The 25297-nt window shown below is 35.6% G+C and carries 21 protein-coding genes; 16 read left to right on the top strand and 5 right to left on the bottom strand.

The window, feature by feature from the left end; genetic code table 11:
- Positions 1-21: 21 nt before the first annotated feature.
- The 7 genes from ACIEHO_RS14445 to ACIEHO_RS14415 all read left to right on the top strand — a co-directional run bounded on the left by ACIEHO_RS14445 (position 22) and on the right by ACIEHO_RS14415 (position 7261).
- Complete coding sequence (locus ACIEHO_RS14445) at positions 22-579, top strand: nucleotide exchange factor GrpE (RefSeq protein WP_406972973.1); 558 nt, start codon at positions 22-24, stop codon at positions 577-579.
- A gap of 52 nt (positions 580-631) precedes the next feature.
- Positions 632-1747, top strand: coding sequence for a molecular chaperone DnaJ (gene dnaJ, locus ACIEHO_RS14440; RefSeq protein ID WP_406972971.1), 1116 nt, complete (start codon positions 632-634; stop codon positions 1745-1747).
- A gap of 294 nt (positions 1748-2041) precedes the next feature.
- Entirely contained in the window at positions 2042-2968 is a 927-nt protein-coding gene (locus ACIEHO_RS14435; protein ID WP_406972969.1) for an ABC transporter ATP-binding protein, read from the top strand.
- Positions 2969-2974: 6 nt separating this feature from the next.
- The gene (locus tag ACIEHO_RS14430; protein WP_406972967.1) at positions 2975-4276 is read left to right on the top strand and encodes an ABC transporter permease; all 1302 of its coding nucleotides are present in this window, start codon (positions 2975-2977) and stop codon (positions 4274-4276) included.
- A 6-nt stretch (positions 4277-4282) separates the two neighbouring features.
- Entirely contained in the window at positions 4283-5164 is an 882-nt protein-coding gene (locus ACIEHO_RS14425) for a mechanosensitive ion channel family protein (protein WP_406972965.1), read from the top strand.
- A 52-nt stretch (positions 5165-5216) separates the two neighbouring features.
- Positions 5217-6095 (top strand): DUF6268 family outer membrane beta-barrel protein, encoded by an 879-nt coding sequence (locus ACIEHO_RS14420; RefSeq protein ID WP_406972963.1) that lies wholly within the window; start codon positions 5217-5219, stop codon positions 6093-6095.
- A 2-nt stretch (positions 6096-6097) separates the two neighbouring features.
- Positions 6098-7261: a sigma-54-dependent transcriptional regulator gene (locus ACIEHO_RS14415; RefSeq protein ID WP_406972961.1), complete on the top strand. Its 1164-nt coding sequence runs from the start codon at positions 6098-6100 to the stop codon at positions 7259-7261.
- Positions 7262-7324: 63 nt separating this feature from the next.
- On the opposite strand, the gene ACIEHO_RS14410 is transcribed toward ACIEHO_RS14415, so the two are convergent.
- On the bottom strand, positions 7325-9361 hold the full coding sequence (locus tag ACIEHO_RS14410; RefSeq protein WP_406972959.1) for a dipeptidyl-peptidase 3 family protein: 2037 nt from the start codon (positions 9359-9361) through the stop codon (positions 7325-7327).
- A 187-nt stretch (positions 9362-9548) separates the two neighbouring features.
- Here ACIEHO_RS14410 and ACIEHO_RS14405 point away from each other — a divergent pair, with 187 nt between their 5' ends.
- From ACIEHO_RS14405 to ACIEHO_RS14390, 4 genes are all read left to right on the top strand, one after another.
- On the top strand, positions 9549-10571 hold the full coding sequence (locus ACIEHO_RS14405; RefSeq protein ID WP_406972957.1) for an SRPBCC family protein: 1023 nt from the start codon (positions 9549-9551) through the stop codon (positions 10569-10571).
- An 18-nt stretch (positions 10572-10589) separates the two neighbouring features.
- Positions 10590-10955: a fluoride efflux transporter CrcB gene (gene crcB / locus ACIEHO_RS14400; protein ID WP_406972955.1), complete on the top strand. Its 366-nt coding sequence runs from the start codon at positions 10590-10592 to the stop codon at positions 10953-10955.
- A gap of 332 nt (positions 10956-11287) precedes the next feature.
- Positions 11288-13711 carry a TonB-dependent siderophore receptor gene (locus tag ACIEHO_RS14395; RefSeq protein WP_406972953.1) on the top strand — a complete coding sequence of 808 codons (2424 nt, stop codon included), beginning with the start codon at positions 11288-11290 and terminating at the stop codon, positions 13709-13711.
- A gap of 59 nt (positions 13712-13770) precedes the next feature.
- A complete protein-coding gene (locus tag ACIEHO_RS14390; protein WP_406972951.1) occupies positions 13771-14910 on the top strand; it encodes a PepSY-associated TM helix domain-containing protein in 1140 nt (379 codons plus the stop codon).
- A 212-nt stretch (positions 14911-15122) separates the two neighbouring features.
- Here ACIEHO_RS14390 and ACIEHO_RS14385 read toward each other — a convergent pair whose 3' ends face one another.
- A complete protein-coding gene (locus ACIEHO_RS14385) occupies positions 15123-15767 on the bottom strand; it encodes a DUF1684 domain-containing protein (protein WP_406972949.1) in 645 nt (214 codons plus the stop codon).
- Between the two features lie 288 nt (positions 15768-16055).
- Between ACIEHO_RS14385 and ACIEHO_RS14380 the strand changes: the two genes are divergently transcribed.
- From ACIEHO_RS14380 to ACIEHO_RS14370, 3 genes are read left to right on the top strand one after another with little or no spacing between them, the layout of a single operon-like run.
- Positions 16056-17318: an MDR family MFS transporter gene (locus ACIEHO_RS14380; RefSeq protein ID WP_406972947.1), complete on the top strand. Its 1263-nt coding sequence runs from the start codon at positions 16056-16058 to the stop codon at positions 17316-17318.
- The gene (locus ACIEHO_RS14375; protein ID WP_406972945.1) at positions 17319-18302 is read left to right on the top strand and encodes a YpdA family putative bacillithiol disulfide reductase; all 984 of its coding nucleotides are present in this window, start codon (positions 17319-17321) and stop codon (positions 18300-18302) included. It begins immediately after the preceding gene.
- Positions 18299-18676 (top strand): VOC family protein, encoded by a 378-nt coding sequence (locus ACIEHO_RS14370; protein ID WP_406972943.1) that lies wholly within the window; start codon positions 18299-18301, stop codon positions 18674-18676. The genes ACIEHO_RS14375 and ACIEHO_RS14370 overlap by 4 nt, the downstream gene beginning before the upstream one ends.
- A gap of 5 nt (positions 18677-18681) precedes the next feature.
- Here ACIEHO_RS14370 and ACIEHO_RS14365 read toward each other — a convergent pair whose 3' ends face one another.
- On the bottom strand, positions 18682-19125 hold the full coding sequence (locus ACIEHO_RS14365; RefSeq protein ID WP_406972941.1) for an Lrp/AsnC family transcriptional regulator: 444 nt from the start codon (positions 19123-19125) through the stop codon (positions 18682-18684).
- Positions 19126-19248: 123 nt separating this feature from the next.
- Here ACIEHO_RS14365 and ACIEHO_RS14360 point away from each other — a divergent pair, with 123 nt between their 5' ends.
- Positions 19249-19644: a hypothetical protein gene (locus ACIEHO_RS14360; protein ID WP_406972939.1), complete on the top strand. Its 396-nt coding sequence runs from the start codon at positions 19249-19251 to the stop codon at positions 19642-19644.
- A 267-nt stretch (positions 19645-19911) separates the two neighbouring features.
- On the opposite strand, the gene ACIEHO_RS14355 is transcribed toward ACIEHO_RS14360, so the two are convergent.
- Both ACIEHO_RS14355 and ACIEHO_RS14350 read right to left on the bottom strand, forming a co-directional pair.
- Positions 19912-20451: a sigma-70 family RNA polymerase sigma factor gene (locus ACIEHO_RS14355; protein ID WP_406972937.1), complete on the bottom strand. Its 540-nt coding sequence runs from the start codon at positions 20449-20451 to the stop codon at positions 19912-19914.
- Positions 20452-20789: 338 nt separating this feature from the next.
- Complete coding sequence (locus ACIEHO_RS14350) at positions 20790-24254, bottom strand: methylmalonyl-CoA mutase family protein (protein WP_406972935.1); 3465 nt, start codon at positions 24252-24254, stop codon at positions 20790-20792.
- Between the two features lie 143 nt (positions 24255-24397).
- On the opposite strand from ACIEHO_RS14350, the gene purU reads away from it, so the two are divergent.
- A complete protein-coding gene (purU, locus tag ACIEHO_RS14345) occupies positions 24398-25252 on the top strand; it encodes a formyltetrahydrofolate deformylase (RefSeq protein ID WP_406972933.1) in 855 nt (284 codons plus the stop codon).
- Positions 25253-25297 lie beyond the last annotated feature (45 nt).

Below are 25297 nucleotides of genomic sequence, written 5' to 3'. Positions count from 1 at the left end.
ATTAAAACATAAGATACAGCAATGAGTAAGAAAAATAAAGCGAACGATATAGAAGCCCCTCAAACCGAAGAGGCTGTTCAAAACGAAACGATTGAAGCTGAAAAGCAAGTAGTTGAAGAACAAACTGTTGAAGAAAAACTTAAAAACGAGTTGCAACAGGAAAAAGATAAGTTTTTACGCTTGTTTGCCGAATTTGAAAATTACAAACGACGTACTGCGAAAGAGCGCATCGAGTTATTTTCTACGGCTAGCGAAGATGTAATGAAAACCCTTCTGCCTATTCTTGACGATTTTGAGCGTGCATTAACACACATTGAAGAAGACAAGGAAGCCGAAGAATTACGAAAAGGTGTGTTATTGATTTATCAAAAACTGGTAAATTCATTAGAACAAAAAGGTTTAAAGGCCATGACCGTTGAAAAAGGTGACGTCTTTAACGCCGATACACATGAGGCTGTAACGCAAATTCCTGCGCCAAGCGACGACCTTAAAGGAAAAATTATCGATGTGGTTGAAAAAGGATACAAACTTGGCGAAAAGGTTATCCGTTTTCCTAAGGTGGTAATTGGACAACAGTAAAATAGAAATCAAAGTCCTTTTGTTGAATTTCAGAAGGATTTAAAACAAGATTATGGCGAAAAGAGATTATTACGAAATATTAGGTCTAAGCAAAGGAGCGAGTGCTGCCGAAATAAAAAAAGCATACCGTAAAAAGGCAATAGAATTTCACCCAGACAAAAATCCTGACAATAAGGAAGCAGAAACCAAATTTAAAGAAGCTGCCGAGGCCTACGAAGTGTTAAGCAACGCAGACAAAAAAGCGCGTTATGACCAATTTGGTCATCAAGCCTTTGAAAATGGTGGTGGCTTTGGCGGTGGCGGCATGAATATGGATGACATATTCAGTCAATTTGGTGATATTTTTGGCGGTGGCTTTGGGGGAGGTTTCTCTGGTTTTGGCGGTGGCGGTGGCCAGCGTCGAGCAAAAGGAAGTAACCTGCGTATTCGTGTTAAACTGACTTTAGAAGAAATTGCCAATGGTGTTGAGAAAAAAGTAAAGGTGAAACGTAAAGTCCAAGCACCTGGCACTACTTATAAAACCTGTTCAACCTGTAACGGTACTGGGCAGGTTACGCGTATTGCCAATACCATTTTAGGAAGGATGCAAACATCTGCACCTTGTAATGTTTGTGGTGGTGCTGGTGAAACTATGGATAAAGCTGGAAGCGGTGCCGACGCCCAAGGTCTTAAAGTTTCAGAAGAAACCGTATCTATAAAAATACCTGCTGGTGTTGTTGACGGTATGCAGCTTAAAGTTTCAGGAAAAGGAAATGAAGCACCAGGCAATGGTATTTCAGGAGATTTAATTGTGCTTATTGAAGAAGAACAGCACAGTAAATTACAGCGTGAAGGCGATAATTTACATTACGATTTATATGTAAGTTTTCCCGAAGCTGTTTTAGGAACATCAAAAGAAATTGATACCGTTACCGGAAAAGTTCGCATAAAAGTTGAAGCTGGAGTGCAATCCGGAAAAATTTTACGCTTGCGCGGAAAAGGTATCCCGAGCATTAATGGCTACGGAAAAGGCGACCTTTTGGTACATGTAAATGTATGGACTCCAAAAACGCTTAGCAAACAACAAAAAGAGTTTTTTGAAGCGATGCAGGATGACGAGCATTTCTCACCAAAACCTGAAAGTTCAGACAAATCTTTCTTTGAAAAAGTAAAAGACATGTTCTCATAACATATGTTAATTAACAAGAAAAATCTGCGATTTTAGCGGGTTTTTTTTGTTTAAAACGGCAAGATATCCCATAGTTTTGCTATTAGTATTGAAAAAAAAACTATATTTGACTATCACTAATTTATTTAGTGGTAATTTTTCTTTTTCATAGCAATTTTTTTCCCATCCTTAATTTATTAAGGGTGGGTTTTGTTTTTAGAGCAGTTAGTTTATCGATTTCTAAACTTGATTTTGGTTAAATTCATTTATACTTCTCACATAACATTTAATATCTTTACCACCTAAAACACCCCCATGGGAAACTTACTTAAGGTTACAGAGGTTTCAAAAAATTTCGGCAACCATAAAGCATTAAACAACGTATCCATATCAGTTCCAAAGGGCAGTATATTTGGACTTTTAGGGCCTAATGGTGCCGGGAAAACAACATTAATTCGTGTGGTTAACCAAATAACCATGCCCGATTCTGGTTTCGTAGATTTAGATGGCGAACCCTTAAAAGAACAGCACATAAAAGATATTGGTTACCTACCTGAAGAACGTGGTCTGTACAAATCAATGAAGGTGGGCGAACAAGCCCTTTATTTGGCACAATTAAAAGGATTGCGCAAAGCTGAGGCCAAAACACGATTAAAATATTGGTTTGAAAGATTGGAAATTGGTGATTGGTGGAACAAAAAAATACAGGAACTGTCAAAAGGAATGGCACAAAAAATTCAGTTTGTAGTTACCGTTTTACACCAACCTAAATTACTAATATTTGATGAACCCTTTTCGGGTTTCGACCCCATTAATGCCCATTTAATAAAAGATGAAATTTTACGTTTGCGGGACGAGGGCGCCACGGTAATATTTTCAACACATAGAATGGAGTCGGTTGAAGAATTGTGCGACGACATAGCTCTTATCAATAAATCCAATAAAATACTGGAAGGCAAATTGGCCGACATAAAACGGCAGTTTAAAATAAACACCTTTGAAGTAGGAATCCGCACCAAGAACGATGCTCTTTTGAGGCAAGAACTGAATGAAAAATTCAGTATTTCTGAAGCGAACTTTAAAACTCTTGAGGATGAATTAAAGTTGAACATTAAACTTCAGCCCGATGAATCGCCAAACGATCTATTAAGCTATTTAACATCCAAAGGCGAAGTGTCTCACTTTATAGAACTCATACCCAGTGTAAACGATATTTTTATTCAAACCGTAAAGAATAATTAATTTTTTATGAACCATTTACCTATTATAATAAAGCGTGAATATTTAACTAAGGTTAGAAATAAGTCGTTTATAATTATGACTTTTTTAAGTCCCATTATTTTTATTGCGCTTATAGCTACCGTAGCTTATTTAACTCAGTTGAATAACGATAAAACCCGCGTTATTTTCGTGATTGATGAGACAAACACGATACATCATATTTTTAAAAATTCTGGTAACACCACTTACAATATTTTAGATATGCCCTTGGAAGAAGCCATAGGCTTAGTAAAAGAATCAGACGGTTATGGCTTAATTCATATAGGCAAAACAAATGGTGAAACTGGTAATGTTACATTCTATTCAAAAGAATCGCCCTCGTTAACGCTAATTTCAGATATTGAAAATAGATTGGAAAAAGAACTCACCAATCGAGAATTAGAAAAAAGAGGGGTAGATTTAGATATGATAAATGCCTCAAAAGTTAAGTTAAATATTGCTCAAGAAAGTTTTCAAGGCGAAAAAACATCAAAAATGGACAGTATATTCAAACTGATTTTTGGAGGTGCCGCAGGTTACCTGCTGTTCATGTTCATAATTATTTATGGTAACATGATTATGCGGAGCGTTATTGAAGAAAAAACAAGCCGAATTATTGAGGTTATTATTTCATCTGTAAAACCAGTTCAACTGATGTTGGGTAAAATCATAGGCACTTCATTAGCCGGTATAACACAGTTTGTAGTTTGGCTAATTGTGGGAGGCCTTTTAATGTTTAGCGTATCACTTTTCTTAGGTATCGATATGATGCAAATGCAAACTCCTCAGCAAGAAATGATGAGACAGGCCATGGAAAATCCAGCAGTGAATATAGAGATGCAAAATGCTGCCAATGCATTTTTCAACTTGCCTCTAACCAACCTAATAATCGCGTTTATATTATTTTTTATCGGGGGTTATCTTTTATATAGCTCGTTATATGCAGCTATTGGGGCCGCTGTAGATAACGAAACCGATACGCAGCAATTTATGTTGCCCATTTTAATGCCTTTAATTTTAGCCGTTTATATTGGGATATTTACAGTTATTGAAGACCCACACGGTACGGTATCAACTATTTTTTCGTTTATACCATTAACATCTCCGGTAGTAATGCTTATGCGTATTCCTTTTGGAGTTCCGTTATGGCAGCAATTGGTATCATTGTTAATTTTAATGGGTACATTTATATTTACTGTTTGGTTTGCTGCAAAAATTTACCGCGTTGGCATCTTAATGTACGGTAAAAAACCAACGTATAGGGACATCATAAAATGGATTAAATATTAAAAGTAAATGAATCAGAGCTTGGAAAAAATCGAAGAAAAAATATCTGGAAGTTCCTTTTGGGAAAGCATTCAAAATTTTCTGAATCTTCATATCAATATTTCAGAAAAAATTAGCGTTTCCATTCTGGATCTGCTCATCGTGGTTACGGCCATTTTTATAACAACCATCGTCTTAAGAATTGTTTTAAGGGTACTCACCAGAAATTTACCAAAAGAAGATAAAGGTAAGTTTAAAGTAGTTTACGGATATTTTAGATGGCTTATATATTTAATTATTTTTCTGATCACTCTGCATTCGGTTGGTGTTAACGTTACTGCTGTTTTTGCAGCTTCCGCAGCCTTGTTAATCGGCATTGGTTTAGCATTGCAAACCCTTTTTCAAGACATCATTTCTGGAGTTTTTATTTTAATTGACCAAACCGTACACGTCGGCGATATTATAGAAATAGAGGGCAAAGTAGGGCGTGTTGAAGAAATAAAATTACGAACAACAAGGGCGGTAACCATAGATAATAAAGTGTTAGTAATACCGAACCATTTATATTTGGAAAATAGTTTATACAATTGGACCCAAAATGGAAGCTCCACCAGAGAAGCGGTTAACGTAGGTGTGGCGTACGGCAGTGATGTTCAGTTGGTTAAAAAACTGCTTATTCAAGCGGCCAGCACACACCCCGACGTATTGAGCCAACCAGAACCAACTGTTGTATTTACCGACTTTGGGGATAGTTCTCTAAACTTTAAAATTATTTTTACTATTAACGACAGTTTTAAAGCCCAATTTCCAAAAAGTGATATCCGATTTGAAATAGATAGATTGTTTAGAGATAATAACGTCACCATCCCTTTTCCTCAAAGAGATGTGCATATTTACAAACAACCAGAATAATATAAATTTAAAAAAATGTTCCTGTATTAAACTGAAAATCAACATTGCTTTTATGACGAATTATCACATACAAAAGTTTTTAATGTTGTTTTTAGTTGTTCAGGTCGCCAATGCGCAACTTACAGATTTAGCCCGTTTGGAATATTCTTTTATCCCAAAAACCAAATCAGAAGACCAATATACCAGGCTTAAAGCCCTTATAAATTATCCTATTGAATTAAAGAACGATACGTATTTAATAGTGGGCGCCGAGTACAACCGTGTTTTACTCAACCTCGAAGACCATTATCCTTTCAACACTTCTGGCCTAAATAAAATTCATGTTATTGACTTGAGTTTAGGCTATACATTTAAGTGGAATAAAAATTGGCGGTTTGGTATAAAATTCAATCCGCGTATTGCTTCTACATTGGCTAAACAACTGAGCTCCGATGATTATTTTATGAATGGCGGAATTTTCTTTGTTAACGATAGAAAGAAAGACGAAAGCCTAAAGCGTCCTTATCGCCTAATTTTAGGGTTAACCTATAACGCCACTACTGGCGTGCCCTTTCCCTTGCCTTTTGTTAGCTATTTTCGCGAAATCAATGAGCACTGGAGCTTTAATGCAGGCGTACCAAAATCCAATCTCAAATACTCAATAAACAACAAAATCAACATTCAAACCTTTGTTGGCTTAGATGGCTATTTGGCACATTTACAAGAACCATCAATTGTAAATGGCGAAAGTGTAGACCACATTTCTATGTCTATAATAGTTGGCGGTTTGGGCTATGAATATTTATTCACAAAACATTTGGTAGGATATTTGTATACAGGTTATACCTTTAGATTAAATAACGTTTTACGAAACAAAAATAGAGATGAAATTTTTAAATTAGACGACGTAAATGCGTTCTATTTAAGAACAGGAATAAAATTTAAAATATAAATATGTCGAAAATATTAGTAATAGAAGACGAAGCAGCCATTAGAAGAGTGCTTGTAAAAATTCTATCAGAAGAAAATGATACTTATAAAGTTGAAGAAGCCGAAGATGGTTTGAGCGGTGTTGAAAAAATAAAAAATGAAGATTTCGATTTGGTTCTGTGCGATATAAAAATGCCAAAAATGGACGGCGTTGAAGTGTTGGAAGCTGCAAAAAAAATAAAACCCGAAATACCTATTGTGATGATTTCTGGTCATGGCGATTTAGATACCGCCGTGAATACCATGCGTATGGGGGCTTTCGATTACATATCAAAACCGCCAGATTTAAACCGTCTATTAAACACGGTTCGCAATGCTTTGGACCGAAAGGAATTGGTAGTTGAAAATAAGATACTAAAGAAAAAAGTAAGTAAAAAGTATGAAATGATCGGCGAGAGTGACGTTATTTCACAAATCAAGGACATTATCGATAAAGTGGCTCCAACCGATGCACGTGTTCTAATCACCGGTCCCAATGGCACAGGTAAAGAATTGGTTGCTCATTGGTTACATGAAAAAAGCGACCGTGTTAAAGCAAATTTAATTGAAGTGAATTGCGCCGCCATTCCATCCGAGCTCATTGAAAGTGAACTTTTTGGCCATGTAAAAGGCGCTTTTACCAGTGCTAATAAAGACCGTGCTGGAAAATTTGAAGCCGCTAATAAAGGTACTATTTTTCTTGATGAAATTGGCGACATGAGCCTTTCGGCGCAAGCGAAAGTGCTTAGAGCATTGCAGGAAAATAAAATACAACGTGTTGGTAGCGATAAAGATATTAAAGTTGATGTTCGTATTATTGCCGCAACCAACAAAAATTTAAAAAAGGAAATTGAGGATGGTAAATTCCGTGAAGACCTTTACCACAGGCTTGCCGTTATTCTAATTAAAGTACCTGCCTTAAATGAAAGACGCGACGATATCCCGTTGTTAATCAATCATTTTTCCCAAAAAATTTCAGAAGAACAAGGAACAGCTAAAAAATCATTTTCTGATAAAGCCATAAAACTGCTTCAAGAATACGATTGGACGGGTAACATTAGAGAACTGCGTAATGTTGTTGAACGCCTTATTATTTTAGGCGGCACAGAAGTTAGCGAGCAGGACGTAAAAGCATTTGCTTCCAAGTAATAGAAACAAAAAAGCTCTGTTTAATTGAAAACTGAGCTTTTTTAATTTTTCTAAATATCATTATTAATTCACCTCTGGCAAAAAGTTATATTGCGAACTATAGTTTAGCATTTGCTCTTCAAACGATTCGGGTTGAGTAACTTTAATCGCTGTAATTTCGCCCAATTCATTTGTTTCAGGGACTAAAACAGGATTAACATAGCCTGTATACGGCGCCGATTTAAATTGTTCATTTCGTTTTAGAACTTCGGCGTGGATGTCTTGATCGACTTTTACACCATAATTTTCAACCAAAGCTTCCGCAGCGGCATAATCACCTTCTGATTTTATACGCTGGGTTTCCCTCAATAGTTCTCCAAATAACTCCCTAAGTTTATCATAATCATTAATGTTGAAATAAGTTTTACCATCTGTATTCACTTTTTCAATAACATTTTCTTTTTGTCCTTTTTCGAAAACCCAAGCTGAAATCCATTGTCTGTTTCTCATATGGGCTTCTTCAACATCATCGCCTAAATTCAAACGAATTAGCTGGGTCATTAACCCATTACGGATATAAGCATCGTACGAAGCTCGCCCAACCGCTTTCCAGTCTTCAACCAAACCTAATTCTTGAAGTTTTGGCTGGTACATATAATACAAGGCAACTAAATCGGCTCGACCCTCTTCTAAGGTCGATGCATAATTTTTTAGGGTTTCTTTAGTCTCTCCTACTCCAGGGTTTAATTTCCCTGAGGCGTGACCGATAACTTCATGTAATGCCGTTTCCAACTTATCAGCCAACTCGCCATATTTTTCATGATTTTTAACCTCTTCTTCATCATGTGCGAACTCTTGTAATCGGCCAGAACTACCGGCATTATTTGAAGCGTTAATGATGTTACCTAACGATACGGATTTACTTCCAACGGCAGCACGAATCCAGTTTGAATTAGGTAAATTTACTCCAATGGGCGTGCTTGGCGATGCATCACCAGCTTCACCAGCAACATTGACCACTTTGTAAGTTACGCCAACTACGTTTTCCTTTTTATGGTCGTCCATCAAAGTAGAGTTGTCCTCAAACCATTGGGCATTATCACTCAAAACTTTCATTTTTTGCGACATATCAAAATCATTGATTTGCACAATCATTTCGTAGGAGCCTCTATAACCCAACGGATCGTTATATACCTCAACAAAACCGTTTATGTAATCCACATTACCATCAGTGGCATTGGTCCAAGCTACATTATAATCGTCCCAGGTTTGCAAATCACCCGTTTTGTAATATTCTATCAATAAGCCTAAAGCGGTAGCCTGAGCTTCGTTTTCGGCCACTCCTTTTGCCAACTCTAACCATTTAATTATTTCGTCGATAGCCTCGCCATACAAACCTCCAGATTTGTAAACACGCTCTTTCACCACGCCATTGTCTTTTACCAACTGCGAGTTTAGCCCAAAAGCCAGTGGCCTTTCAGGATTTGGTGATGTTTTGGTTTTATAAAAATTGATAACATCGTTATTAGTCACGTTCAGCCCGTAAAAATTTACGGCAGAAAGAGCTACATTATCAACACCTTTGGCCTGATTAACTTTTTTACTATCAGCATTATTGAAAATAACATCGTAGGCTTCTGTTTCCAATTCTGTATTGGTTTCAGCAAGTAACGACTTTAAATAATCTGCCGAAAAATCGGGCTTTAATTTGTCATTTGAATAATGATGATGGATGCCGTTACTAAACCAAACACGCTTTAAATAAGTTGTAAATGCATTCCAAGAATCAGAAGATTTATCCCCCGAGTAATCATTATAAACCTTTTCAAGCGCCGCTCTTATTTTAAGGTTGTGCCTGTAGTTTTGATCCCACATAATGTCGCGACCAGCCAGTCCGGCCTGCGTTAAATAATAAACCAATTTTTGTTCTTTCAATGTAAGATTTTCCCATCCCGGAACCTGATACCTCAGTATTTTTACATCAGCGAATTGGTCTACTCTGTAATTAAAGTCAGCACTTTCCTTTTGAGCCATGGTATCTTTTTTCTCAGATTTTCCGTTAACGCATGACCATAAAACCGTGGCAACCACGATTAAATTTAGTATGAATTTAAGTTTCATTTTGTATTATTTTATATTTAATAATTCTTAAAAAACGCTCCTCTAAAGCATTAATTTTAGAGATAAATCTAAAAAAATGACTTTTTGATGTAAAAAATCAATTTTTACCACAACAAATGTAATAATTTATTAACAAAAAATTAAAAATGATTATATTTGATTTATCAAATTCTTCAAAAAACATTTCATGAAAGCACTTAAGTATGTTCTTTTTCTATTACTCATATTTGTTATTGGCTTGTCCATTTATATTGCAGTGCAGCCTAACGAGTTCAGTTTTAATAGGAGCAAGGTTATAAAAGCACCAGTTTCAATGATTTTCAATAAAGTAAATGATTATAAAAACTGGCCTAGTTTCTCTCCTTGGATAGAACAAGAACCCAATGCAGAATTAACCTATGGAGACAAAACATCTGGTGTTGGTGGAAATTATGCTTGGAACGGCGAAATTTTGGGTGAGGGCAGTATGAAAACCTTGAATGTAGAAGAAAACGAATTAATTGAACAGCACATACAGTTTATTAAACCTTTTAAATCGGAATCGCATATTAATTGGACATTCGAGCCTACCCAAGAAGGCACTAAAGTGACCTGGAAAATGGCTGGAAAACAAGATTTCATGACTAAAATGTATACCACATTTGCTGGTTCCATAGAAGACATGACAGGTCCAGATTTTGAGCGTGGACTGTTTAAGCTAGATAGTGTTGTAACAGCAGACATGAAAAAATACAGTATTACTGTAAATGGCCTTACCGAACACGGTGGTGGTTTTTATATTTATAATACCACCTCTTGCAAAATATCGGATATAGAACCTAAAATGCAAGAAATGATGACGGAAGTTGGTCAATATGCCGTGCAGAACAACATTAAAATGGCGGGCGCTCCATTTACATATTACCATAAATGGGATATGGAAAACAATGCTACTATATTTTCGTGCTGTGTACCAACCACCGATAGGGTAATCTCATCCGAAAGCAATATTTTAACGGGGCAATTAAGACCTTTTAAGGCAGTAAAAACGACCTTAAAAGGTGATTACAAAAACTTAACCGAAGCTTGGGAAACCGCTATGAAATATGTAACAGATAATGGCATGGAATTTACTGAAAGTGGCCCCATGCTTGAAGTTTATCTAACCGACCCCATGGCGGAACCCAACCCGGCCAATTGGAATACCGAAATTTATATTGCAATAAAATAAGCCCAACATTACTTTTAGATGAAACAAATTTTACTCGTTTTTTTAGGTGGTGGTTTTGGTAGTGCATTACGTTTTGTAATAGGAAAATATTTGAACAAACCCGAATCTTACATGCCTTATGGCACTTTTACCGCTAACGTCTTAGGGTGTTTATTAATTGGATTAATATTGGGCCTAGCAGCAAAAAACACATCGCTTTCTCAAAACCATATTATATTGTTAGCCTCGGGGTTTTGTGGTGGGTTTACCACCTTCTCTACCTTTGCTTACGAAAACCATGTGCTTTTAAAATCTGGAGACTTTATGGGGTTTGTAGTTTATACTATTGCTAGTTTCATCACTGGGTTTCTGGCTGTCTTTTTAGGAATGTTTTTGGCAAAGTAGACACTTGACTTTGTAAACATTTTTAAATATTTTCGTTTAACATCTGAGCAGTGATAACCTATCGATAGTGGGCTTATTCGGAATGTTCCTCGCTTAAAAAGTTTTCAGAAAATTTAGTAATTAATTTCCGTAAGAGCAAAAAATCGCTCTGCAACATAATTTCTTTGCACTTGCTACTTTTCGTCTTCGAATGAAAAAAACGCTACTAACAATAGAAAATCAGGCTCTTAAAAATTATTATTTAGATTTATTATAAATAATTTGGTTAAATCAAAAGTCAAATATATTTTTGTCGAAAATTTACTATTTATATTAAGTCTAAATAAAAACAAATGAAAAACCTATTACCAATAATAACCCTATTTCTGCTAACAAAATTAGCATTGGCACAAAACGTATCACTTACTGGAACTATAAAAGATAACAATCAAACACCTCTTTTTGGTGTAAATGTTTCTTTAAAAAACGCAACTACAGGCACACAAACTAACGAAGATGGAGACTTTAAAATCTCTAATTTAGAAAGTGGTGATTACACGCTTTTAATTTCACACTTAGGTTTCAAAACAAGAGAAATTTCATTTTCAGTTTCAAATAATCAAAACACAAAATTAGAAACAATTACACTTTACGAAGGAAATGAAATTTTGAGCGAAGTTATAGTAGAAGGTGAACGACGCAACAAATTTTCAAGAAAGAAAACCGCTTATGTTTCAAAACTTCCATTAAAAGACATAGAAAACACACAAGTTTATAATACCGTTACTAACGAAATTTTAAAATCGCAAGTTGTTACAAATTTTGATGATGCATTAAAAAATGCTACTGGGGTTGAGCAACTTTGGACTTCAACTGGTCGAGGTGGCGATGGTGCTGGTTATTTTTCGCTTCGTGGATTTTCAGTGCAACCTCAATTAGTAAACGGATTGCCAGGATTGACAAACGGAACAATTAACCCAGCAAATATTGAACGTATTGAAGTGTTAAAAGGTCCTTCTGCAACTTTGTTCGGAAATGCAGTAAGTTCTTATGGTGGACTTATAAATGTGGTTACTAAAAAGCCTTATGTTGGAACTGGCGGCGAACTGTCTTTTACATCTGGGACTTACGGTCTAAATCAAATTGTTGGAGACTTTAATACTGCTTTGAGTAAAGATGATAACTTATATTTCAGATTAAATACAGCTTACACAACAGAGCAAAGTTTTCAAGATGCTGGCTTTAGAAAGTCGTTTTTTATTGCACCATCATTATCGTACAAAGTAAACAACAGACTTTCTTTCTCGTTTTACGGAGAAATTACCCAAGCAGAACAAACAAACCCAACTTTCTTATTCCTAAATAGAAGTGCACCAACCGTTGCTTCAAATCTTGATGAACTTAACTACAATAACAAGTTGTCGTTTACAAGCAACGATTTAACATTACAAAATCCAACGCAGAATTACAGAATTGAAATGGATTACAAGTTATCGGATACGTGGCATTCTCAAACGTTACTTTCTAAAAGTTCAACTTCTACAAAAGGATATTATTCATACTTATTTGATTTCGGAATTTTAGAAGGCAATACTTATTCTCGTTTTATCAATAAACAAAACGCAAATACACAAACAACCGATATTCAGCAAAACTTTATCGGAGATTTCAAAATTGCTTCACTACGAAATAGAATGGTCGTTGGTATCGATTATTTCAATGAAACACAAACAAACAACAGCACAGGATATGCCTTTTACGGAAATGTAACGCCAAATGGCGGTTCAAATGGAGATAATCCTTTTACACCAGATGTCGAAAATGATATATATCCGCTTTCAACTTCAGGAGTTGATGCTGCTTTGGCTTCACAAGGCGTTGGCAACATAAAATCTAAATACCATATTTATAGTTTGTATTTGTCTGACGTCATCAATTTCACGGATAACCTTACAGCAACGATAGGTTTACGATTAGACCATTTTGATAATGAAGGTGATTTAGCAAATCTTGAAGATGATTATGACCAAACTACGTTATCACCAAAATTCGGAATCGTTTATCAACCCATAAAAGACAAACTATCAATTTTTGGAAACTACCAAAATGGATTTACCAATGTAGCACCTCAATTAGTAGGTAATCCTGATGAAGGTCCGCAAAATTTACAAACTTTTGACCCAGAACAAGCAAACCAATTAGAATTTGGTATTAAAACAAATCTCTTTAATAATCGCTTAAATGCAACGATTAGTTACTATGATATTAAATTGAAAGACCGTGTAATTACTGACCCTTCATCACCTTTCAATAAAATTCAAGGTGGCGAAGTAGTAAGTAAAGGTTTTGAAATTGAAATCAACGCCAACCCATTTAAAGGACTAAATATTAGAGCTGGTTTTAGTAACAATGATAGCGAAACTACGGAATCCGATAATACTGAAATTCTAAACAGAAGACCGCTTGAGGCTGGACCAGAAACGCTTTACAACTTTTGGGCAAATTATGAATTTCAAGATGGAACTTTAGACGGTTTTGGAATTGGTTTAGGGTTTAATGGAGCAAGTGAACGTTTTGCGATAAACTACGAATCGACTGGCGAATTTATTCTGCCAAGTTATACGATTGCAAACGCTTCCGTTTTTTACCAAGCTAATAAATACAGAATTGGTTTAAAGCTAAACAATGCTTTTAACAAGGAATATTACAAAGGTTGGACAACCATAAACCCACAACAACCAAGAGCATTATTGGCAAACATTTCATATCAATTTTAATTAGTCAAGTGAAAAAGAGCAACTTTTTATCCAGGTTGCTCTTTTTTAAATTTAAAATAATGACAGCTAAAAAATTCATATTTCAATTACATAAATATTTAGGTTTAACAACAGGTTTAGTAGTTTTTATTGTGTCTATAACTGGTTGTTGTTGGGCGTTTAGAGATGAAATGGAAAGTCTTTATGATGACTATAAAAAAGTCACACCACAAGACCAATCAATATTAACACCAACAAAAGCAAAGGAATTAGCAAAAGAAATATTTCCAAAAAACACAGTTCACGGAACTCTATTTAAAAAAGAAGATGATGCAATTGAAGTAATTTTCTATGATGCCGAACCAGAATTTTATCAAAGTGTTTTCTTAAATCCATATTCAGGCGAAGTGATTCAAGTAGATAATCATCTGTCAGGATTTTTTGCATTTATTCTAAAAGGTCATATGCGACTTTGGTTACCCAAAACTATTGGCGAGCAGGTTGTTGGAGTTTCTATTTTAATTTTCATATTAATCATCATTTCAGGTTTTATTATTTGGCTACCCAAAAAGCGTAAAAACTTAAAACAACGTTTAAAATTTGATTGGAAAAAAACAACACGTTGGAAACGTAAAAACTTTGATTTGCATACTGTGGTTGGCTTTTACATTTGTTCACTTGCATTAATTTTAGCTTTTACAGGCTCAATGATGTCTTATAATTGGCTTAAATATGTAGTTTACAAATCAACAGGTGGCGAAAAAGAGGCACGTTTTACTATTCCTAAAAACCAAAGCGAAATCGGAGAAAGAGATATTAAAATTCCAATGGACTATTTAATTACAAAACTTTTAAAAGAAAACCCAAATGCAAAAAGTTTTGAATTACACTATCCCAAAACAGCAGACGAAAGTATTTACGTGGAAGTTTCAAACAGCAAAGGACTCTATTACGATTCCGATTTTAGATTTTTCGACCAAAACACATTGGAGGAAATTGAAACAGCGAGTATTTACGGAAAATACAAAAATGCAAAAGTAGCTGACAAAATTCAGCGAATGAATTACGACATTCATATTGGAGCAATTGGCGGAATTACGGGAAAAATTATTGCGTTTTTCGTTAGTTTGCTAACTGCAAGTTTACCAGTAACCGGAATTTTATTATGGTACGGACGGAATTACAAAAAGAAAAAAGTTTCAGAAAGCATTAAAGTGTAATACATAAATTACCATTTCACACACTTTTACGCCAACGCTACATCCAAGCAAAAAAGAGTGTTCCATTACATCACAGAAGAAACATCTTAGAAGAAAAGAGGACTCGTAGTTATAACGAAGCTTTAATCTAAAGACCGTTTTAGTTCTCCTCTTTTCTTCTATTAAATTTATAAATCAAAGTAAAGGAGACCGCTAAACGAACATCTCCATTCTCATTTTTTACCCTTCTTAAAGGCCTTTACCCCAGCTTCTACCCTAATTTTTAAATAATTTTCGCGTGGTACAATGGGGCAAGAATATTTGTCGTTATATGCACAATAAGGGTTGTAGGCTTTATTAAAATCTAAAACCATGGTATTGCCCTCTGGAGTTTTAGCATCGATATAGCGTCCGCCACCATAACTTTCCAATCCATTAGTTTCATCCAAAAAGGGTAAAAACAGATAATCTTCATAGCCTTCTTTCTTTAACAAATCTTGATTTTGATAAATGTTCAATTTAAAATTTCCGCCTTTTAATGTAAACGATAGTTCTCCATACTTCAAATAAATGGGTGCTCTATCCGTTGTGGTTTTCATTTTAAACGTCTTTTCGTTGGGTGTTCTTTTAAAAGTAGCCTTAACAACATAAGCCGAATCAAACTTAAAAAAATCCAAGCCTTCAAAATGCTTAAAGTCCTTTTCCTTAAGAGGTGAAGTTGAAGCATCTTTAAACATGGCGTTTTGCTCCTTTTGAAATTCAGTTTCACCTTTTATGGCATGCTTTTTCTGTGCACAAGCTGCTAAACAAATTAAAACAAAAATAAGTGTAACAAATTTCTCCATCCTTTTAAAAATAGCTGAAAATTTAATGCTCATGATTGGCTTTCGTTTTAAAAAATTTCATTTCAAAAATACAACTTACAAATATTTTACCTAGTTTTGACCAATCAAATAAAACAAAAATGCGTAACCACGTCACTATTTGTAGAAAACAATGGACCGCTTCTTATAAAGGAAGTTGGGCTTGTTATATATTGTGGTGATGTAAATATAAAATAATACAATATGTAAAAGTCCGACTTCGCCGTCGGACTTTTTATTTTTAGTGGTATCCCTTTTTTAAAACAGCAAAATATGTAGCACAAAACAGAAACCAACAACATTATGAAAACTTTATTCAACAATTACCTGAACACTTTTAACGGACTTTCTCGCGAAGTTTGGTGGCTAGCATTAATTACGCTAATTAATCGAGCTGGCACCATGGTAGTTCCTTTTTTGTCGCTCTACCTGAACGAAAGCCTTGGTTTTTCGTTTAGCAAAATTGGTTGGATTATGACCGCCTTTGGGTTAGGATCGGTAGTTGGTTCATGGCTGGGAGGCCGATTAACCGATAAAATTGGTTTTTACAAAGTAATGGTTTTTAGCTTGTTGGCCACAGGTGTTTTATTTATTGCCTTGCAGTTTTTAAAAACATTTGAAGCGTTTTGTTTTGGTATATTTTTGGTAATGTTAGTGGCCGATATGTTTCGCCCGGCTATGTTCGTGGCCTTAAGTGCATACAGTAAACCTGAAAATAAAACGCGGTCGGTAACCTTAATACGACTTGCCATAAATTTAGGATTCTCTGCTGGGCCTGCCATTGGTGGTCTCATTATTACCGCTTTAAGCTATAACGGCTTATTCTGGGTTGATGGTATTACCTGTATTTTGGCCGTTTGGGTTCTTATAACGGTTTTAAACCCAAAAACAACAAAAGTTTTGGACGATGTCACCATTGAAAATCCAAAATCAGCTTATAAGGACAAAGCATTTTTAATCTTTCTGGTAGCAATGGTATTGTTTGGTGTTGTGTTTTTACAATATTTTTCAACCATGCCACTGTATTATAAAGAAGCACATTTTTTAACCGAACTGGAAATAGGTATCCTACTAGGAACTAATGGATTTTTCATTTTTGTTTTTGAAATGCCTCTTATAAAATGGTTAGAAAATTCACGATTTACTAAAACTGGATTGATGCTTTTCGGAGCCATTTTAACGGGTGCAAGCTTTATTATTCTAAACCTTACGGACTGGAAAGGTGTTTTAATCTTGGGTATGCTATTAATGACCTTTGGTGAGATGATCGCATTTCCGTTTTCGAATGCATTTGCCATGGATCGTGCCAGAAAAGGAAACCAAGGTGAATATATGGCCTTGTACTCCATAGCATTTTCAATTGCCCATATTTTTGGGCATAATGCTGGGATGCGTATGGCAGACCACATGGGATTTAACAACACTTGGTACATCATTACTTTACTGGCAACGTTTTGTGTATTTTTGTTGTTTGTTTTAAGTCAGTATTTAAATTCAAGAAAAGCCAAAAGGTTAAAAACTGCATTGGAGATTGATGGAATTAAAAAACACGAATTAAATTTATAAATGAAAGCATTGGAAGAAAAAAAAGAAGTTATCATCGTCGGCGGAGGCCCAATTGGTATTGCCTGTGCCTTGGAATGCAAAAAAAGGAACTGGGACTATTTGATTATTGAAAAAGGCGCGTTGACAAATTCATTGTTCAATTACCCGAAAAACATGACCTTCTTTTCAACTTCAGAAAAACTTGAAATTGACGATATTCCGTTTATAAGTAACAACTCCAAACCTAACAGAGATGAGGCTTTGGAGTATTACAGGCGGGTAACCACATCCAACCAATTAAATATCCACTTATATGAAAATGTGGTTTCTGTTGAAAAACAACCTGAACATTTTAAAGTAGATACGAGTAAATCTAGTTATACGGTTAATCACGTAATTATTTGTACAGGGTTTTATGATATCCCGAAACTGTTAAATGTTCGTGGAGAGCACAGAAGTAAAGTGACCCACTATTACAAAGAAGCCCACAATTACAGCATGCAAGATGTTGTTGTAGTTGGCGCAAGTAATTCGGCCGTTGATGCCGCACTAGAAATATGGCGTAAAGGCGGACGTGTAACTATGGTAGTGCGCAAAGAAGCCATTGGAGAACGTGTTAAGTATTGGGTACGGCCAGATATTATAAACCGTATTAAAGAAGGTAGTATAACAGCTTATTTTAATTCAGAAATCACTGAAATTAAAGAAGATGAAGTCATTATAAAAACGCCTGATGGTACTGTAACCATTCCAAATGATTATGTAGTGGCGCTAACAGGGTATTTACCTAATTTTGATTTATTAACTGATAGTGGCATTACTGTTTCAGATGACGGTAAACGCATCCCAACCTACAACAACGAAACCATGGAAACCAACGTAGAAGGCTTGTATTTGGCAGGTGTTATTTGCGGTGGGAAGGAAACCCATAAATGGTTTATTGAAAACTCTAGAATCCACGCAAAACAAATTGCAAAACACATTGAAAAGAAAAAGAACGCGTGAATTTAAATCAAATAACCATACCCTCTTTAAATTTGGAAAAGTCGACCGAGTTTTACAAAACGTTGGGGTTAAGGCTTATTGTTGATTCCATTCCACGATATGCTCGTTTTGAATGCTCTAATGGTACTTCAACTTTGTCGTTACACCACGTCGATAAACTGGCTAAAGGCAAGGGCATTACTATTTATTTTGAAGATGAAAACTTAGATGAAACGGTTAAAAAACTTCAGCAAAAGGGTATAGTTTTCAAATCACTACCCAAAGAGCAGCCCTGGCTTTGGCGTGAAGCTCATTTGCAGGATCCCGATGGACACCAAATCATTTTGTACTTCGCTGGTAAAAACCGCAAAAATCCGCCTTGGCGTATTAATTAAACATTCTATTTTATTGGTATAACAGCCTTTTGCTTTACTACACGCGATAAAACTATTTGCGTTTTCGACTCTCCATAGGTTATCAGTTGGTCAATAAAAGATTCCAAATGTTTATTATTCTTCAATACCACTTCCATAACGATATTTTCATCACCCGTAATACGATAACAGTTAATCACCTCGTCAAAGGTTTTTACCTTTTCCAAAAAAGGCTTCAACTTTCCCATAAATGCCCTTAAGGTTATAATGGCTTTTAACTGGTACCCCATTTCATATGGAGAAACAATAGTCTTATAACCTTCAATTATCCCAAGGTCTTCCATCTTTTTAATACGCTCTGAAACGGCTGGCGAACTGATACCCACTTGGCGACCAATTTCCGCATTACTCATACGTGCATTTTGCTGTAAACACCTTAAAATCTTGCTGTTAATCGAATCAATACTCATTTAAAGGAATTTTAAACCTAAAAAATTAAATCTTAAGGCAAATATACGTTTTTACTTTAAAATCTAAAGATGAATCTCGTTTCTTGTTAGTAATTTTGATAAAATTGCTATTAGAAATAGATTATGTTACATAATACCCCATCAAACCTATCGGAATTACCGGTTTACCAAAAAGCCTTAGAGATTTTTGCATTGTCGCAAAACATTTCTACTTACCTAAACCATGACTTATCTTCACTAAAACCAGATGGTTCTGAAGATGGAAATATTTATTTTTCTGGAGATATAGTACAACAATCTGTATCATTGGCACCTGAGATAGTAAATGTGGAGCTTCAACGGTATTCTGACAAAAAAGACAAACACTTAGCATCGTTAAGAAAACTTACCAATAAACTTTACAAAAGCTCTTATAGATTAGAACGCTCAAACAGTAACGGAAAAGATTTCTTGCCTATTTTACGTAGTGAGTTAAAGAAATTTAAGAAGTTGCAACGTTCTTGGATGCTGAGTTTATAGTTTCCTCTATTATATTTTAAAACATCTTTACCAAAAAACCTCACGTTTTCCGTCTTTTGATTTAAAAGATTAAATTTAAACAATCTAAGATTTCCCCTCGTTATTTTGTCTCCAGAGGTTATAATTTGCTTTTTTAAATTTAAAATCTTTTTCCTACATTTGAAACAGATTAAACTTTCTAATCTTTAATCTTATCACAATAAGGCTATATGCCGTAGATGAAAAATCTTGAGTCCTGCTTCGGTAGGACTTTTTTTTGGTAAAATTTTAATGGCACACCTTACAATCCTCTTTGGCCTTGAGCTCGCCAACCAAATAACCATCGTGGTTTAGCTTAAAATCGCAGCAATCCATAAAACCTTGCGCTATTAATTTTCTGCCTCGCTGTATTTGCGATTTTACCGTGGGCAGTGGTCGTTGCAATCGTTCTGCCACCTGTGCTTGTTTTTCTCCCTTTATATCGGCTAAAAAAAGAGGTGCTCTATATTTTTTAGGTAGATTTTTAATGATTCCGTGCAAGCAGTCTTCTTTGGTATGTTCTGTTTTGTGTTCTTCAAAACCCATGTCGGCTTCCGTTACATGGTAGTCGATATTTTTATCTCTAAAATAATCCATCACCGTATATCGGGCTATGGTAAACAGCCACGACTTCAGTTTTGATTCATCCTTTAGCGTACTAAACTTGGTGTGCACTTTTATAAAGGTATCCTGCAACAAATCATCAGCTACCACTGGATCTTTCACCTTACTTCTTATAAAGTGTTTAACATCCTCTGCATATGCCTTCCAAATTTCTTTTGTTTTCATGAGTTTAATATAGAAATAGCATTCATATTAAATTTACAAATATGAATGCTATTTTTCTTCATTTTTAATTAATCTTAACAATTACAATTGGTGCATGTACAGTTTTTGCAAGTACATTGCGCACAATTTCCATTTTTACAGGGTTCGCAATTACAAATGCATTCTTTATTTTTCATAATGTATGTTTTTATGGTTCATCTAATAGACGTAGAATGATTAAAAAAGATGCATTTTTTGTGGAAAATTTTATATCGTCTACATTCAGACTTCGCTTAATGTGAATTCTAAACATAAATGATTCACTTTATCTTCCGAAAAAGGAAAAATGGTTTCTCTGCTTACATATTTCGTCGATACTGCCCGCCAACTTCAAACAGAGCTTGGGTAATTTGCCCCAAAGAACAAATTTTACATACTTCCATGAGCGATTCAAAAATGTTTTCGTTGTTAACTGCTTTTTGTTGAAGTTCTGTTAAGAGTTTATCAGTATCATGATTTTTATGAAGATCTTGCAGTGTTTTTATCTGAAACTTCTTTTCTTCTTCCGTCGCCCGAATCACCTCCATGGGGAGTACTGTGGGCGACCCCTTGCTACTTAAAAAAGTGTTTACACCAATTATAGGATATTCCCCATTATGCTTTAATGTTTCATAATGCAAACTTTCCTCTTGTATTTTACTTCGTTGATACATGGTTTCCATAGCCCCCAAAACGCCACCACGCTCAGTAATTCTGTCAAATTCCAATAGAACCGCTTCTTCAACTAAATCCGTTAATTCTTCAATGATAAACGCGCCTTGTATAGGGTTTTCGCTTTTTGCAAGCCCCAGTTCTTTATTGATGATTAGCTGAATGGCCATAGCACGTCTTACAGACTCTTCTGTTGGGGTGGTAATAGCCTCGTCGTAAGCATTGGTATGCAGCGAGTTACAATTATCGTAAATAGCGTATAACGCCTGAAGTGTGGTACGAATATCGTTAAAATCGATTTCCTGAGCATGCAAACTGCGTCCGGATGTTTGGATGTGGTATTTCAGCATTTGTGCCCTTGGATTGGCGCCATACTTATGCTTCAACGCTTTTGCCCAAATTTTACGGGCCACACGGCCGATAACGGCATATTCAGGATCTATTCCGTTGGAAAAGAAAAACGACAGGTTGGGTCCAAACTTGTTGATATCCATACCTCTACTTAAATAATATTCCACGTAAGTGAATCCATTGGAAAGTGTTAAAGCCAATTGTGTAATAGGATTGGCACCAGCTTCGGCAATGTGATACCCCGAAATAGATACCGAATAAAAATTACGAACATTATTTTCGATAAAATACTCTTGAACATCCCCCATTAAACGAAGCGCAAATTCAGTTGAAAATATACACGTGTTTTGAGCCTGATCTTCCTTTAAAATATCGGCCTGAACCGTTCCACGAACTTGTGCTATAGTTTTTGTTTTTATTTCTTGGTAAACTTCAGAGGGCAATACCTCATCTCCAGTAACACCAAGAAGCATCAACCCAAGTCCATCATTTCCTTCTGGGAGCGCACCATTATATTTAGGGCGTTCTTTTTCTTTATATAATTTTGCAATTTCAGCCTCTACTTCTTTTTCGAGATTATTTTCCTTAATATAAATTTCGCATTGCTGGTCGATGGCTGCATTCATAAAAAAGCCTAATAACATGGGTGCGGGACCATTTATGGTCATACTTACCGACGTCATGGCATCAGCCAAATTAAATCCAGAATATAATTTTTTGGCATCATCCAAACAGCAAATGGAAACACCAGCGTTCCCTATTTTTCCGTAAATATCTGGACGGTAATCTGGGTCGTTTCCGTAAAGCGTCACACTATCGAAAGCGGTTGATAAACGTTTGGCCGGCAAATCGGCACTCACATAATGAAATCGTCTATTGGTACGTTCAGGCCCACCTTCGCCTGCAAACATTCTTGTAGGGTCCTCCCCCATTCTTTTGAAAGGGTATAAACCAGCTGTATATGGGAATTGGCCCGGCACATTCTCCTGCAAGCACCATTTTAAAATATCGCCCCAAGCTTTGTATTTGGGCAAAACTACCTTTGGAATTTGCGTGTGCGACAAAGACTCTATATGAGTTTCGATTTTTATCTCTTTTTCCCTAACTTTGAACGAATAGATTGGTTTTTTATAAGATTCTACTTTGTTGTTCCAGCCTAAAATGACTTCCCAATTATTGGGGTTCAGTTTAAATTTAAGTTTATCAAATTCTTTGAAAAGGAGTTTTAACAAAGCCTTGTCATCTTCACTTTGCACTTCCTTTAAAATCTCATCTGCTATTAATCCTGACTTATCTAAATAGGTTTTACCGTTTTTATCTGATATAACCCCAATAGAGCAAATAGTTTTAAAAACACCATACAAACTTTGGGCAACCTCAACCTGTTCTGAGGCTATTTTATCGTAGTTCCTGTTGTTTTCAGCAATCTCAGATAAATAGCGTACCCTTGCAGGTGGAATAACATAAATTTTTTCACTCATTTCGTTTGAAATGGTAAATGTTGATTTAAATTCTACGTTTTCCTTTTCATTCAGCCTATTCATCACTGCTTTATAAAGCGCATTCATTCCTGGGTCGTTAAACTGTGATGCGATAGTTCCAAAAATTGGCAATTCATCTTGTGAAACATCCCAAAGTCCAAGGTTGCGCATGTATTGTTTTTTTACATCACGTAATGCATCTTGAGCCCCTTTTTTATCGAATTTATTAATGGCAACAACATCGGCAAAATCTAACATATCAATCTTTTCCAATTGAGTGGCTGCACCAAATTCGGGCGTCATCACATAAAGTGACACATCGGAATGTTCAATAATTTCGGTATCGGATTGCCCAATACCAGAAGTTTCTAGAATAATCAAATCAAACTGAGCGGCTTTCAAAACCTCAACGGCTTCGCTAACGTGTTTTGACAAGGCCAAATTAGATTGGCGCGTGGCCAAACTTCTCATGTAAACTCTTGGGTTGTTAATGGCATTCATTCGTATACGGTCGCCCAACAAAGCGCCACCTGTTTTTCGTTTTGAAGGATCTACCGAAATAATGCCAATCGTTTTCTTAGGAAAATCTTTTAAAAACCGTCTTACCAATTCATCTACCAGACTAGATTTTCCGGCACCACCTGTACCTGTTATACCTAAAACAGGAGAAGCCCCTCCCGACCTCCCCAATGGAGCCGAGGTCTCACTCATACTTGGAAATAATTCCTTAAATTCTTCGGGCCTATTTTCGGCAAGTGAAATCAATCTCGCAATTGTAACAACGTCCTTATTTCTTAAAGACGCTTTTATCTCCGTCCCTTTGGGAAGTATTAGGGATGGGCTTTTACTATCTGATTTTTCAACCAAATCATTAATCATACCCTGTAAACCCATTTCACGTCCATCGTCTGGAGAATAAATTCGTGAAATACCGTATTCCATCAAATCTCTTATTTCCGCAGGCAAAATAACACCTCCTCCACCGCCAAAGATTTTAATATGTCCAGCTCCCTTTTCCTTAAGAAGATCGAACATATACTTAAAATATTCGTTGTGTCCACCTTGATACGATGTTAAGCAAATGGCCTGAACATCTTCTTGAATGGCCGTATTGACAACTTCTTCAACACTTCGGTCATGTCCCAAATGAATAACCTCAACACCAGTGGCCTGTATGATGCGGCGCATGATATTTATGGAAGCGTCGTGTCCATCAAAAAGTGATGCAGCAGTAACCATCCTTACATGATGCTTTGGTTTATATGGCGATATTTGTTTCATTCATAAAAAATATTAAAATACTCTAGTGCAATTTAAGAAATATTCAAAAAAATAAGGGGTTTACATAAAATTATCTAAAATTATCAACCTAAATTTAACCTCAATAATATTTACATTATTTTTAGCTCCTAAATTAAGAATGAATGAACAAGATTACCATTTTAATTAATTGCAAAGACCGCCCAAACATTATTGCTTCTGTGACTAGTTTTATCGCCGAAAACCAAGGTAATATCGTTTACATAGACCAACATGTCGATAGGGAGCAAAATATATTCTTTATGCGCTTGGAAAGCGAATTTATTGAACATGCTTTTGACACAGAAGTTTTTAAAGCTGAATTTAAAGCAAATATAGCCCAAGTATTTAAGATGAAATGGCGCATATATTCTTCTGAAAACAAACCTAAAATGGCCCTTTTTATTTCGAAATACGACCATTGTTTGTACGATTTATTGGGGCGTTACAATTCGGGTGAACTTAATTTAGAGATTCCCTTTATCATTAGTAACCATAATACTTTAAAATCTATAGCTGATAATTTTAACATTCCGTTTTACCATATTCCGGTAACCAAAGACACTAAAACCGCTGCTGAAGAAAAACAATTAGAACTCTTGGAAAAGCACAAAATTAATTTTATCGTACTTGCCAGATATATGCAGATTGTTTCCAGTAAATTAATTGACAAGTACCCTAATAAAATTATTAACATTCACCATTCGTTTTTACCTGCTTTTGTCGGTGCCAAACCTTACCATTCAGCATACAAACGCGGCGTAAAAATTATTGGAGCCACTAGTCATTATGTAACCGAGGAATTGGATGCCGGTCCTATTATTGAGCAAGATGTTACGCGTGTTACTCATGCACATTCCATTTCTGATTTAATTGCTAAAGGGCGTGATTTAGAAAAAATAGTACTTGCCAATGCGGTAAAACTTCATTCCAACCGTAAGGTTATGGTATATAATAATAAGACGGTTATTTTCTCTTAACGTTTCCCTATTTTAATTTTGTAAATTTCAATCCTCTAATCATTA

Source organism: Flavisericum labens, from assembly GCF_045446075.1.
GTDB lineage: Bacteria > Bacteroidota > Bacteroidia > Flavobacteriales > Flavobacteriaceae > Flavisericum > Flavisericum labens.
Note: the sequence above shows the minus strand (reverse complement) of the source record. Positions and strands in the feature narration are given on the sequence as shown.